Source organism: Chryseobacterium arachidis, from assembly GCF_900129245.1.
Classification (GTDB): Bacteria; Bacteroidota; Bacteroidia; order Flavobacteriales; family Weeksellaceae; genus Chryseobacterium; species Chryseobacterium arachidis.
Genome location: NZ_FQUT01000012.1, coordinates 1 through 12,161 on the forward strand (window position 1 = coordinate 1; position 12,161 = coordinate 12,161).

General features: G+C 39.8%; 13 protein-coding genes. 3 read left to right on the forward strand and 10 right to left on the reverse strand.

Annotation, left to right across the window (positions count from 1 at the left end; translation table 11 throughout):
- Positions 1 to 88: 88 nt before the first annotated feature.
- From BUA89_RS17405 to BUA89_RS17440, 8 genes are all read right to left on the reverse strand, one after another.
- The gene (locus BUA89_RS17405) at positions 89 to 880 is read right to left on the reverse strand and encodes a helix-turn-helix domain-containing protein (RefSeq protein WP_072961321.1); all 792 of its coding nucleotides are present in this window, start codon (positions 878 to 880) and stop codon (positions 89 to 91) included.
- 29 nt (positions 881 to 909) lie between these two features.
- Complete coding sequence (locus tag BUA89_RS17410) at positions 910 to 1,884, reverse strand: SDR family oxidoreductase (RefSeq protein WP_072961324.1); 975 nt, start codon at positions 1,882 to 1,884, stop codon at positions 910 to 912.
- 13 nt (positions 1,885 to 1,897) lie between these two features.
- A complete protein-coding gene (locus tag BUA89_RS17415) occupies positions 1,898 to 2,809 on the reverse strand; it encodes an oxidoreductase (protein WP_072961327.1) in 912 nt (303 codons plus the stop codon).
- Between the two features lie 88 nt (positions 2,810 to 2,897).
- Entirely contained in the window at positions 2,898 to 3,653 is a 756-nt protein-coding gene (locus BUA89_RS17420) for an SDR family oxidoreductase (protein WP_072961330.1), read from the reverse strand.
- A gap of 85 nt (positions 3,654 to 3,738) precedes the next feature.
- Positions 3,739 to 4,182, reverse strand: coding sequence for a carboxymuconolactone decarboxylase family protein (locus BUA89_RS17425; protein ID WP_072961334.1), 444 nt, complete (start codon positions 4,180 to 4,182; stop codon positions 3,739 to 3,741).
- Positions 4,183 to 4,248: 66 nt separating this feature from the next.
- On the reverse strand, positions 4,249 to 4,824 hold the full coding sequence (locus tag BUA89_RS17430) for a Crp/Fnr family transcriptional regulator (RefSeq protein WP_072961337.1): 576 nt from the start codon (positions 4,822 to 4,824) through the stop codon (positions 4,249 to 4,251).
- Between the two features lie 633 nt (positions 4,825 to 5,457).
- Positions 5,458 to 6,642 carry a hypothetical protein gene (locus BUA89_RS23335; RefSeq protein WP_083531725.1) on the reverse strand — a complete coding sequence of 395 codons (1,185 nt, stop codon included), beginning with the start codon at positions 6,640 to 6,642 and terminating at the stop codon, positions 5,458 to 5,460.
- Between the two features lie 353 nt (positions 6,643 to 6,995).
- Complete coding sequence (locus tag BUA89_RS17440; RefSeq protein WP_072961340.1) at positions 6,996 to 7,436, reverse strand: nuclear transport factor 2 family protein; 441 nt, start codon at positions 7,434 to 7,436, stop codon at positions 6,996 to 6,998.
- Between the two features lie 419 nt (positions 7,437 to 7,855).
- On the opposite strand from BUA89_RS17440, the gene BUA89_RS17445 reads away from it, so the two are divergent.
- Entirely contained in the window at positions 7,856 to 8,257 is a 402-nt protein-coding gene (locus BUA89_RS17445; RefSeq protein WP_072961343.1) for a winged helix-turn-helix transcriptional regulator, read from the forward strand.
- 585 nt (positions 8,258 to 8,842) lie between these two features.
- On the opposite strand, the gene BUA89_RS17450 is transcribed toward BUA89_RS17445, so the two are convergent.
- Positions 8,843 to 9,775 carry an NmrA/HSCARG family protein gene (locus tag BUA89_RS17450; RefSeq protein WP_072961346.1) on the reverse strand — a complete coding sequence of 311 codons (933 nt, stop codon included), beginning with the start codon at positions 9,773 to 9,775 and terminating at the stop codon, positions 8,843 to 8,845.
- Positions 9,776 to 9,846: 71 nt separating this feature from the next.
- Here BUA89_RS17450 and BUA89_RS17455 point away from each other — a divergent pair, with 71 nt between their 5' ends.
- Positions 9,847 to 10,197, forward strand: a complete 351-nt coding sequence (locus BUA89_RS17455; RefSeq protein ID WP_072961349.1) for a winged helix-turn-helix transcriptional regulator — start codon at positions 9,847 to 9,849, stop codon at positions 10,195 to 10,197.
- 436 nt (positions 10,198 to 10,633) lie between these two features.
- Here BUA89_RS17455 and BUA89_RS17460 read toward each other — a convergent pair whose 3' ends face one another.
- Positions 10,634 to 10,963 carry a helix-turn-helix transcriptional regulator gene (locus BUA89_RS17460; protein ID WP_143152375.1) on the reverse strand — a complete coding sequence of 110 codons (330 nt, stop codon included), beginning with the start codon at positions 10,961 to 10,963 and terminating at the stop codon, positions 10,634 to 10,636.
- A gap of 990 nt (positions 10,964 to 11,953) precedes the next feature.
- Here BUA89_RS17460 and BUA89_RS17465 point away from each other — a divergent pair.
- Complete coding sequence (locus BUA89_RS17465) at positions 11,954 to 12,145, forward strand: hypothetical protein (protein ID WP_072961355.1); 192 nt, start codon at positions 11,954 to 11,956, stop codon at positions 12,143 to 12,145.
- Positions 12,146 to 12,161 lie beyond the last annotated feature (16 nt).

Below are 12,161 nucleotides of genomic sequence, written 5' to 3' on the forward strand. Positions count from 1 at the left end.
CAATTTGATACATTTTAAAGTTAACAGACAAGCTTACCCTGTTAAAGTGATAGGCAAATAGTTTTTCAGAATATTCTCTGATTTCGATTTAAAATTTGTTTGCTACCTCATTTGGTGTTTTTCCGAACTCTTTTTTGAACGCAAAAGAAAAATGCGAAAGATCTTCAAAACCTACTTCCAGATATACCTCGCCCGGCCGTTTGGATTGCTCAGCAATTTGAAAATAGGCTTCCTGCAATCTTTTTTTCTTGAGCCAGATTCCGGGCGTGGTGCCAAAAGCTCTTTGGAAATCCCGCTTGAATGTCGATAGGCTCCTGCCGGTAAAAAATGCAAATTTCTCCAGACTGAGGTTAAATCTAAAATTTTTGTTCATATACTCCTTTAAATTGATCTTATCTGGGACAGAGAAATTAAATAGAATATCGACCAGATCAGGATTCGATCTGAGTAGGATCATAACTAATTCCTCCCTCTTTATGTCAGCGAAATCGGCACTGATGTCCAGGTCTCCCGTATAATAGGGCTCCAGCGATGTGATAAAATTATTTATGAGATTGTTTTCCGGTATAAAAATGTATGAATCCCCACTAGCCGATGGCTTTACTTCATACACATGCCGTTCTAGGAACCTTCTCAGGAAGGCTTCATCAAGGGTAATGATAATTTTTTCAAATGCATCATTATCCTTGTATTTGGTATAACGTACCAAATGATTTTTGCGGGCGATACAGTACTCACCCGGTTGTATTGAGTAGCTTTTTTCGCCATCATAAGCCTTCATAGTCCCCTTCAATAAGTACAGGAAGTAGTTTTCCGTTATATAATTCTCGGGCGAAATCTCCGGGCCAAGATGGCAGGATTGGATGTTGTTAACTTTCATAGTCTACCAAATATACTGATCTACGCAGATTAATTCTTGGGATCAGCGATCTTATAACTGTCCACACTTGCAAGTATTGCTTCCTCTTTGGAACGGGGATGCCAGTCCAGTATTTCTACTGCTTTTCTGTTTGACATGACCGTATACTGGTCTGCCGGAGTTGGCTGCATGGCAGCGATTTTTTCGGATAGCTGCGGCCGCTCCTTTCTGATCAACTGTGCCACATCATAAAAACTCATCACTCCTTCCGATGTCGCAAGGAATCGCTGCCCCGCAGCTTGGGGATGCAGCATAGCCTTGATGTGGATATCGGCGACATCGCGCACATCCACCACGCCGAAGGTAAAAGGCGCATTTTCCGTGATCAGCCCATCTATAATTCCCTTGATGACCGTATCCAGTGAAGCTGATGAAATTCCGCCCAGAATGGGACCAAAAATTCCAACAGGATTGATGACCGTTAGTTCCATTGCTGTGGTTTCATTCTTCATAAATTCCCAAGCAGCCTTTTCTGCTATTGTTTTTGATTTTATATAAGCCTGGATCGGTGCATTCTCATCAGTCCAGTCCAATTCTGTAAAAACATGATTTTTGGCTTCGATGCTATAACCGATCGCAGCAAAGGAGGATGTGAGCACCACACGTTTAACGCCCGCTTTATTTGCGGCTCTCAGGGCTCTCAAGGTACCTTCTTTTGCGGGGATGATAAGTTCATTTTCATCTTTGGGCTGCTCCGCTACAAATGGGGATGCTACATGCAGCACATAATCACATCCCTGTGCAGCTTCATCCCAACCACTATCGGAGAGTAGGTCGGCCTGATAAAAAGAGAGCTGATCAAAAGTACTGATACCGCCTTCGCTCAGGGCATCCAATATCTCATTTTTTCGGGAAAGCGTGCGCAGCGTGGTTCTCACCGTAAATCCCTGCCCAAGTAATGCAAGAATGGTATTTATTCCTAAAAATCCGGTACCTCCGGTTACTAAAACTGTCTGATTGTTCATATTGGATTGGATCTTAAAATTTATAGGTTAACTGTATTGCGTTTTCGGCAAATTCCCAGAGCATTCCCGCAAGTGCTTCATCGTTCATTGCGGCAGTACTGTGACCGGAAAGAGCGGGATACCCGGCGTATTCTTTTTCGCCGTCCGGACCGTAGAATTTACCGCCTATAACTGATGGATCTGTGGCTGCAAACAGACTTGGCAGGGCTCCCTGCCAAGGATTCATCACCTGATCGAATGCGGCAAACATACCTTCCAGACTCTCTCCCGGGATATTCCGCTGTAGGTCGGTCCGCGTGACTCCAGGATGTGCGGCAACAGAAATGGCTGATAAACCGGCCTTCTTGAATCGCCTATCCAGCTCATAGCTGAACAGGATATCCGCCAGCTTGCTAACCGCATATTCACGCCATTCATCATAGCCTTTTTCAAGTCTGAGATTGTCAAAATCTATGCCGTCCACTAAAGTTGCCGCACCACTGGAAAGGGTGACTACCCTTGCCTGCGGAGCCTGCTTGAGCAGCGGCAATAAATGTCCAGTCAGCGCAAAATGACCAATAAAGTTTACACCGAACTGCAGTTCAAATCCATCATCCGTTTTAGATTTTGGTGGAACCATTACACCAGCATTGTTCACAAGCAGATCAAGTTTCGAATGCTTTTGCGCAAACTTTTCTGCAATTTTTTTAATATTGTCCAGATTGCCAAGATCGAGCACCCCATAGTCCAACTCTCCTTTCGCTACTGTCTCGGACTGAATTTTTTGAATGGCATTTTGGGCCTTCTGTTCATCTCTTGCGGCAATGGTCACGCTCGCGCCTGCTCCATACAGTGCCTTTGCGGTTTCAAACCCGATACCGGTGTTTGATCCGGTAACGATCACGGTCTTTCCTGATAGATCAGGTATATTATTTATTGTCCACATAACCCTTTGTTTTTATTCTCCTACAAAATTCGTGGAATAGCCCTTATGGAGTTTTGTTGTGGAGTTCAAATTTTCTTTGTTGTGAAGGTCAGTCCTGTCGGTTATTTTCTTTAAGCCACTCTCTCCAGCTGCTGCTTTCCTTTTTGCTGTTCTGAGTGGTCAGACTTCCATTGCGGAATGTTTTTCCAAGTGTACCCCAGATTGGCAAATTGAGCACAAAACGTTTTTTGTTTTTTTGTATCATCCATTGTTTTGCCAGCTCTTCTAGGGTATGGACCTCCGCCCCACCGATCTCATAGGTTTTATTGGACGCGCCATCCAAGGATAACCGGTAAAGTTTTTCGGCGACAATTGCTGTTTCTATCGGTTGCAGCAGGATCCTTTTGGGGAGCAGGCCGATCGGGTATTTTAAAAATGTCGAAAGTATCTGATCAATAAATTCATGGAACTGCGTTGCCCTTAAGATAGTATAGGGTATACCGGATCGTTTCACCGCTTCTTCTGATCCCAGCTTCTGCCTGTAGTAAGCAAAGGGAACTTTATCGGTACCAACGACAGAAATATAAATCAGATGGACTTTGGAATTTGGGTCAATTGCGCCGAGCAGGTTCTGGGTGGCTTCTGTATCACGTTTTAAGTCCGTCGCCAGATGAAAAATGATTTCCTTGCCGGATACCGCCTCTTTGATTCCCTTGTTTTCCAGCAGGTCTATCACAACGACATTTTGCTTTCCCGCTCTGTTCTGACGGCTGGCGATGGTATACTGCACGTTGTTTTCTTCCAGTACTCTGACGAGGCTTTTCCCGAGATTTCCGGTTCCTCCGGTGATCAAAATTTTCGACATGGTTATATGATTTAGGGGTTATTGGGTAAAGGGAGCTAATGAAATACTTCTGGTCATTTTCCTCAGCTCCCCGTAGGCCTGCACATTAATCTTCTATTTGCAGATGGGTGCTCAACGCAATCCGGTTCCAACCATTGATGGTCACGACAAGCATGATGATCTGCGCGATCTGGTTTTCGGTGAAAAATTCGGACGCCTTGCCGTAGGTTTCCTCGCTCAGTCCGCTATGGTGGATAAGGGTAATCTCCTCAGTCATCGCAAGGATGGTCTGCTCCTGTTCTGTAAAGAATTTTGTTGCTTCTCTCCAGGCACTTAGCAGGAAGATACGTTCAGGGGTCTCTCCATTTTTGATGGCATCTTTGGTGTGCATGCTGATACAGTAAGCACAGTTGTTAATCTGCGATGCACGGATTTTGACTAGCTCTTTTAACGTTTGTGAGATATCAATTTTTGAAAGATAACCCTCCAATCCTAACATTGCTTTGAATGCCTGTGGTTCCGTCGTGCTGATGTTGATTCGTTTTTCCATTTTTCTTTTTTTTAATTTTGATACTACAAAGTTGGAAAAATGTGAACCGGAAAAACTTAAACGGGTTTAAGAAAAATTTTTTTTTCGGATTTCGCTGAGGTACTCGGGTGTAAAACCCAGATAGGAAGCAATGAGATATTGGGGTACCCGCTGCAGAAATGCAGGTTGGTTCTTAAGGAACTGGCGGTACAGCTCTTCCCTGGAATGCTCGTAAAGCATCTTCACGCGCATCTGTGCTGCGGCATAAGCTTTCTGGTACACCATCCTAAAATACCTTTCCATGACCGGATGCTTTTCCAGTAGATCATCGTAGGCTTTCTGGCGGATAATCAGGACCTGCGACGCCTGTACGGACTGGATGTAAAACTCTGTTGGCGTTTGATTGATGTAGGAGAACGTCTCTGTCATCCACCAGTTTTCTATCGCGAATTCCGTGGTCTGCTGAACACCTTTTTCATTGATGAAGAATTTCCTCAGGATACCTTCCAGTACGAAATAGCTCGCTTTGCAGACCTGGCCCTCGGTCAACAGGTTTTCCTTTTTCTTCAGCGTCTGCATCTCAAAATATCCGGCTATAGCCTCAAATTCCCCATCGGAAACGGTTATAAATTTATTGAGGTGTTTTTTGAACTGTTCAAGCATTATCTTAAGTCTGTCTTCATCGTGATCAGTGCCTTTAAGATAACAAAAAATAATGTATTTGTTATGGTTTTATGCGCTTAGGTTTAGAGATAATAAAAACGAACATCATGACACTTTATCCTTAGTTCACTGAAGATAATTGCTGATTTAGAATTGTTGGAATTACTGCTTTCGGATAACAAAATTAAACATCCAATGGACAATTATTTTAATTCAACACATACAAAACGACTATGACTTTTCAAAGTTTCCTAATATTTTGATGTGAAGAAAATCCATTATATAATTAAAATGATCCATTTTTGAATAGTGCATAAAAATCCAAATTTGCAGCAGACAAAATTGATATTTAAAACTAAAAAATTTAAAACATGTCTGTATCCGATTTATTTAAGCCACTAATGGATTGTCATAGAATCGACGACCGTTTTATTGGGATAATCAAAAAGATATTTGCCTATTTTATCTTAAAGGTAGATTTTACAGAATTCCTCAAATCAAAAAAATTAGAGTAAAACTAAAATCAATAAAAACTGTTTTAGTATTACTTTTCATAAAATAGGTTAATATGGTAGAAAGCCTTGGGTTCCCAACCTAGGGCTTTTTCATGAATAAATTCATCAGAGTAATGTTTTACTTCTTCTGGATGACAATCCCGCCGAACCGTGCTTCCTGAGCGGTGAACTCTTTACCATCGATCAGGCAGAGGCATTCAGCTTTAGAATCATCTTCTCTGAGTACATTTCCGTCAATATCTTTATAAACGATCTTCAGTCCGCCGGACAGGTCTGTATTGTAAAATTCAAGGAGCATACCGTCCTGACTGTATTTATCTTTCGATGAACAGATGCTGCAGATATATTTGGGGTAACGTGGATTATATCTCACTTCTTTTGTGCAGTTTGAACAGAACTGTTTGACCTCCCCTGGTTTTAGGTCTTGATGGATAAAAACTTTTTCCCAGCCATAGATTTTTTCAAGCTGCTCATAACTTAGCTTTTTTTCTTTTTTTAAGCTGTTGAAAGTTTCGAGCACTTTCCTGGAAAGCACAAAGGGCTGGAAAGATTCTTGCTGTTCAATACTTAGTGCCCTGAACCAATTTGGGTCTGTTGCAATTTCTTTCCAGAAATCTTCAATACTTAAAAAGGTGCTAAGGTATGCCGGAATATTTTCTGAGTCTTTGCCGTTTAGACTGTATCTGAGGATTTCAAAATGCGTTCCGGTATGGATCAGTTTATAGCAGTAAAACTCATCGAAAAATGAAATGATCGGTTCATCTTTCTTTAGAACAGCTTTATGAATGGATTCAAGATCAGATAAGCTTAATTTTTCCGCCTCATTGAGCTGAGATTCCTGTTTCAATTTTAAAGTGGCATAATGTCTTTTCAGCAGATTCTCTCTCCTGTCCGCTGTAAAAGCAAGGGATTCTCCTGAGCTTATCAGCGTTCCCATCTTTGTATCATAGAGCTTTTCAGCAAAAAAATCATTATTCCTCTGTTTATCATGGATCCTTTGGGAGATCAGCCGCAATTTTCCATCGGGACTGTAGGATTCATTGAGGCCATAGTCAAAGTACTCCTTATAATCATCGCTAAAAAGAATCTGCAGTGATTGCAGATTTATAAGATACTGCTTTGTTTCAGGCTGTACTCCGGATTTTAAACGATCTTCCTTGCTCTTGATGGTACTGACTACAAGAAGTCCCGACTCAAAATCTATAAAACTCTGCAGGATCTCCCAGCCTTTATCAGGAGAAAGCTCAAAATTACCGTACTGGCATTTCCTTGGTCTGAAAAAGGTACTTTTTAGGATTTTCATGATAGCTTGTTTGTGCAAAAATAAAAAGAACTTTATTAGGGCGCCCCCTTCGGGCGGGCTTTTCCTTCCAATCTTTTCAGCATGAAAAGGATTTCCATTGCAATCCCTGACGCAATAAAAAAATACTTTAATAATTTTTTTAACTGTTATGGTTAAACTTAAAAACGCGCGCTAATGAGCTTATACTTTAATAGAAAAATCAGGCTATTTAAAATATTGAAACTCCCTTACAAGTCGATAAAAGCCAATCGCACACCTTAAAGTGTGCGATTGCTTGAAATGTTGCTTACAATTTAAATTATAGGCAGTACCGTAGAAAATCGACTTTTGAATTTCCTTACTGCTCAGGCAACTTATCCGTTGAATGGTCTTGATTCAATGATCAAGAAATGACCCACTCTATCTTTAATCACCCATTTCCCCTCACGCTTAACATAGTAATCCTCGCATTTTACGCTGTAGTCCGACAAGATATCCTTCCCTTCTACTTCCCTTACCATTTTGATCTGGCTGAATGATATACCCCTCGCCGTATCACCGTCGATATTGACCGTGTGCTGTCCGTTTAAGGTAAAATAGGTCTTGACCTGAGCGGCATGCATATTGAAATCCCGCTCCATATTATCCCTTCCCGATACGTCGGCAACCAGATTTCCGCCCATATACACCTTATAGGTAACATCCTCGGCAAACAGCTGCATGACCTCTGCAATTTTCCACTCATCGCTCAAATAGGCATAATTGTCGATTAGATCTCTCAGCTCCTGTTTTTCTTTTAAAATTTCTAGTGTCATAATGAATTGTATTTATTGTTATAAAATTTGTTTTCGTATGATTTTTAAATTCAATTTTTTCTCTTCAGAAAAGGTGTTATACTTTCATTTTAGATCGGTTCCTTTTCTTTGTTTTTAATGATTGCGCATCATTTAGACTTTTATCGTTTTTACTGTCTGATGGTTCAAAAGTAGATTATATCGGGTCTTATTTCATGACTTGTTACCTAAAGGTTAGTGGCTAATAAATAGGTTATAAAAAAGCTTTGATTATGGCACTGAGTGTAATAAAACGGTTATAAAGCCTTTCCAAAGGTGTCAGAGGCTAAGATTTATTGGGCTACTTTAAAAGGACTATATGGAAGAATTATGGTAAATTTGCTTACAATTTATTAGTAGTTACCAAAAGGTTATTTGCTAATATTTAAATAATTAACAGCATGGAAATGAAACAACCTGGTCAAATAAATGCGGAAAACAAGGAGTTCACGGATGAATGCCACACCATAATGAATGCAGTCAGTGATACGCTGTACGTAGTCGGTGGAAAATGGAAACTGATGATCATCATCGCCATGGCAAGGGGAAACAACCGTTTCAGCGAACTGCAAAAACAGGTCAAAGGTATTTCAGCAAGGGTACTGTCAAGTGAACTCAAGGAACTTGAACTTAATGGTTTTATCGTAAAGAAAGTATCTGTGGGCTATCCCGTACTGATCGAATACGAGCTGCTACCGTACAGTCATACACTTGAAGAACTTGTTGGCGCAATGACCAGATGGGGAATCCAGCACCGGGCGAAAATAAAGAGCGAAAGGTCTTCCGGTGGTAAAAGGGAGTAAATGTTAATATTTGATACTTCTTCAGGCGAAAAAGCATTGGGGCAGATTGTCAGAAAGTATTTGTGGAATGTTGTCTCTGCTATTATTTTTTGAGAATCGAGAACCAGTTAGGTGCACATATCTGGAAGATCAGAATCAACAAAAAGGGAAATTCCAGGATACCTAAAACGCTTTCTATGACGGCCTTTTTCGCTGTAAGGAATGATCTGCCACAATTCGGAAATCTTAGGTCCAGATATATGAACTATCAACATTAAAATGTAGGGCCTGGTTTCCGTTTAAAAAAGCTGTTAATTATATTTTGTTTTATTTTCTCTGAAAAAAAGCAATATGCCTGTGATTCAGTTTTACTGACGCAGGAATGCTATTAGTATGTTTTTGATAGTATATATAGCGTAAGACCATCTTACCAATTAAGGAAATTTCTCGTCTTATCTTAGCTCTTCATTGGAAAGCGTTAGTTTAACTACAATATTGTAATAGCTACATCACAACTTCAAAAGTACGCGTGAGCAAAACTAAGCAGTAATAGATCGTCGGATCAAAGTCGCGACAATCTATACCCAAAGCAATTTGTCTATAGTTTTATTTTAATTCACTATAAATTGTTTGAAGTTGCTCTTTATTACGTTCTAAGAAGGTTTTGAGCGATTCGGGCTGAATGCCAAAGTCTGAAATTTCCTGAGGATTTACCTGATAACCTTCAGCATTTTGCCAGAGATAGGAATCGATACCATATTTAAACAAACCGCTGGCGAGGGCTTCTTGCTGGGTTTGACTGATGGCCTCAAATCGTTTGCCCACAACAGAGGACAGCACCTCAGCAACTTCTGTCATCGTTAATTTATCACCTGTGATGGCAAATTCTTTTCGGTTAAATTTCTCCGGCTGCGCGAATGCTTCAGCAGCGAAACGTCCTATATCATTAGGAGAAACCCAATCTATTTTTGTTTCCGGAGCAATCGGAGTTATTATTTTTCCTTGTGAAATGGTAGGGAACATCACGTCAGTCATAGGCGGAAGTAAATTGATCATGATAAAAGGCGGTTTGATGATTGTCCAGTAGGTAAAGCCTGCTGCCTTAACAGTCTCAATCGCAGCGGCTTTTTCTTCCCAGTACAATGGCTCCCAAACGCCCTTGTCCCAGTCGACAAAGTTTGCATGATCTCCGGCACGTGCAACTGAAGTATGTACGATCTGTTGTATTCCTGCGGCTTTCGAGGCTGCAATGAGATTATTTGCGTGGCGCGTTTCCTCACCCTTATTTCCTGGATGGCTTCCCATTTGTACAGAAAACACACCCGTTGCACCTTTAGCTGCATTGGTCAAACTTTGTGGGTCATCGAATGTAGCTTCTATGAGTTCTACGTTTTTTTTAGCTAATGCTTTTGCTGCTTCACTGTTTTTATCTCTGACGATTGCCCTTACTGCAATGTTTTTAGCTAATAATGCTTCTACAACTGCTCCACCCTGTGTTCCGGTGGCACCTGCTACTAGTATTAATGGTTTATTGTTCATATCTGTTCGATCATATTTTTTTGTAAATTTACGATGTAATTGGTTTATAAAATATACCAGTTACCTAAAGGATGCCAGATATACAAAACGATAAAGCAACGACTGAACAGCAGATACGACATTTGCAGGATACGCTATATGTGATAAATGGGAAGTGGAAGCTGCCTATACTGGTTGCTGTCCACGAAGGGAATACTCGCTTTCGCGACATACAGCGGAGCGTTGGTGGAATTACTACTAAAGTTTTATCTAAAGAACTTAAAGATCTGGAGCTGAATAAGCTGGTGCTACGCAAGGTTTATGACACCTCTCCCCCTAGCGTTGAATATACGACTACTTCATACTGTGATACCTTACACAACATGATCGCTGAAATGATTGATTGGGGTAAAAACCATCGAAATAAGATAAAAGAGGATTAATGTAATCCATTATATGCTCCCTGATAGGTGTAATACTTGCCAGGGATTTTTTTATTGGACGTGTGCCTACTTGCACCGCGCTTTCCGTTTCAATTCCTCGTACTTGCGGGCTTTCTAATTCAATCGCTCACGCGAATTCCAACTTTTATCAAATATCTCGTGTTTTTGAAGACAGTACCTTTCCGCTATATCTTTTGCCGGGCAAAAGGATGCCGCTTCTATCGCTAACGAAAAGAATAATTGTACTGAATGACTGTAAATCGTAGGCTCAGATTATGGTTGAAAGCATGGAGCAGGAACGTGTAGAAGCATCCATGGAAAAAGCCACCAAGCAGGCTGCTTTCAATTTAAAAAATTCAAAATTCCATGATTTTAATGGTCTTTCAAATTTTCATTTTTTAAAGGAAGTCCTATAAATAGCCTAAAAATAACCTACTTATTCTTGAATAAGTGCGCGCATCCACATATTAAAATCCAAATCAGACGGGATATTCAACTTTTTCCTTAATCTATTTTTTCGAACCTGTACAGCTCGCACTGTAACAGACGTAAATTCAGCAATGTTTTTAGTGGTGAAATTGAGAAACGCCATTGCACAGAACTCTAATTCACTACTTCGCATTTTAGGATTTATTGCTAGTAATTCTTTAAAAAATTTGGGATATAGTTCATTAAACAACGTTACAAATTCAACATTGTTATTTTTTGCCAAGGTAATTAAATCTTTGTATTTATTTGAATCCATTTTGCTTGTTGTTTTTTTCATAGTAGCTAAGTCTCCTATCATGTTCTTTCGATGACTTATATCCTCGATTGAGAATTTTATTGAAATAAATATTCGGCCCTAGCTAGTTAAACGTAAACCACTTTTATTAATCAGCGCGCCACTCCGATCTATTTCCATGGGACCTCCATGTGAAAAAGAACTTCTAATAAGTTATTTAAAATCAACGGCTAAAGTCTTAAGAGACAATAACACTGTATCATTACTTGCACTTAATGTATACCTTTATTCAACAAACAAATATTGATAATTTGGCTTAAGAATTATAAAATGGAGATCTCACATTAACACCACAGTAATATCACATTTATTCAGAACTTTCTTGTGAGATCATTATTAGGACTCAGATAGCTATTTGACCGCCGGGTTTTAATTTCGAGACTGATAACCAAAGCAACAGATTTAATGTTCAGAGTCGGTAGTTCTAATTTCAATGAGTCAGTTGACGTTCCATACTATTTTACATACCTATAAATAGGTATCCCAAAGTTATATCCGGCTAAGTGAAGTTGCGGAGACACCCGTTTCTAAGCCAGCTTTGGGTTTATGATTTCTTTTTCTTTTTATAAAACCAGAAAAGAGTACCTATTAAGAAACAGGTGGTGGGTTTCCTATAAATTACATTATTAAAAATGAGAATAATGTAAGTAATACAGTGCTTCTTAAAGATTAAATCACTGATTTACAACACATTGTAATTGTGTGATATATGTGTGATATCAAGGTTTTAATGTTTCTTTTTATCCTGATGTATCTTTACTACATGAGAAGTGATATCATACACTATATCAATGCTATATATTCAAACATTTGTAAAAATAGATAGCTCGATCTAATATAAAATTGGCCATAGATCAGTATAGATTAAGTTAAACATTGATCTAATATTTCATTGAAATTGAAACAGGATAATTAACTAATACATCTCGTTTTATGACTCTAGACTAAACTATATACCAAATAATATAAAACATGAAAAAAAGAACTGAAAAGAAGATCTACATCAAACCTGTGATCGAGCAATTGCAGATTGAGATGGAACAAGGCGTGGCTGCGGGCTCGCAAGGATCGGCCCAGCCGGGAGGCGGTTCCGGTGTAACCGAGAATGACTGGAATAATGGCGGAACCGAAACCCAGGACCCAAGTGGCGAATGGTGGAACTAATTACAATCAAAACCTT

What these genes read in the sequence shown, in the direction of transcription:
- BUA89_RS17405 (WP_072961321.1), bottom strand. Translation starts at nt 880, where the DNA reads ATGAAAGTTAACAACATCCAATCCTGCCATCTTGGCCCGGAGATTTCG.
- BUA89_RS17410 (WP_072961324.1), bottom strand. Translation starts at nt 1,884, where the DNA reads ATGAACAATCAGACAGTTTTAGTAACCGGAGGTACCGGATTTTTAGGA.
- BUA89_RS17415 (WP_072961327.1), bottom strand. Translation starts at nt 2,809, where the DNA reads ATGTGGACAATAAATAATATACCTGATCTATCAGGAAAGACCGTGATC.
- BUA89_RS17420 (WP_072961330.1), bottom strand. Translation starts at nt 3,653, where the DNA reads ATGTCGAAAATTTTGATCACCGGAGGAACCGGAAATCTCGGGAAAAGC.
- BUA89_RS17425 (WP_072961334.1), bottom strand. Translation starts at nt 4,182, where the DNA reads ATGGAAAAACGAATCAACATCAGCACGACGGAACCACAGGCATTCAAA.
- BUA89_RS17430 (WP_072961337.1), bottom strand. Translation starts at nt 4,824, where the DNA reads ATGCTTGAACAGTTCAAAAAACACCTCAATAAATTTATAACCGTTTCC.
- BUA89_RS23335 (WP_083531725.1), bottom strand. Translation starts at nt 6,642, where the DNA reads ATGAAAATCCTAAAAAGTACCTTTTTCAGACCAAGGAAATGCCAGTAC.
- BUA89_RS17440 (WP_072961340.1), bottom strand. Translation starts at nt 7,436, where the DNA reads ATGACACTAGAAATTTTAAAAGAAAAACAGGAGCTGAGAGATCTAATC.
- BUA89_RS17445 (WP_072961343.1), top strand. Translation starts at nt 7,856, where the DNA reads ATGGAAATGAAACAACCTGGTCAAATAAATGCGGAAAACAAGGAGTTC.
- BUA89_RS17450 (WP_072961346.1), bottom strand. Translation starts at nt 9,775, where the DNA reads ATGAACAATAAACCATTAATACTAGTAGCAGGTGCCACCGGAACACAG.
- BUA89_RS17455 (WP_072961349.1), top strand. Translation starts at nt 9,847, where the DNA reads ATGCCAGATATACAAAACGATAAAGCAACGACTGAACAGCAGATACGA.
- BUA89_RS17460 (WP_143152375.1), bottom strand. Translation starts at nt 10,963, where the DNA reads ATGAAAAAAACAACAAGCAAAATGGATTCAAATAAATACAAAGATTTA.
- BUA89_RS17465 (WP_072961355.1), top strand. Translation starts at nt 11,954, where the DNA reads ATGAAAAAAAGAACTGAAAAGAAGATCTACATCAAACCTGTGATCGAG.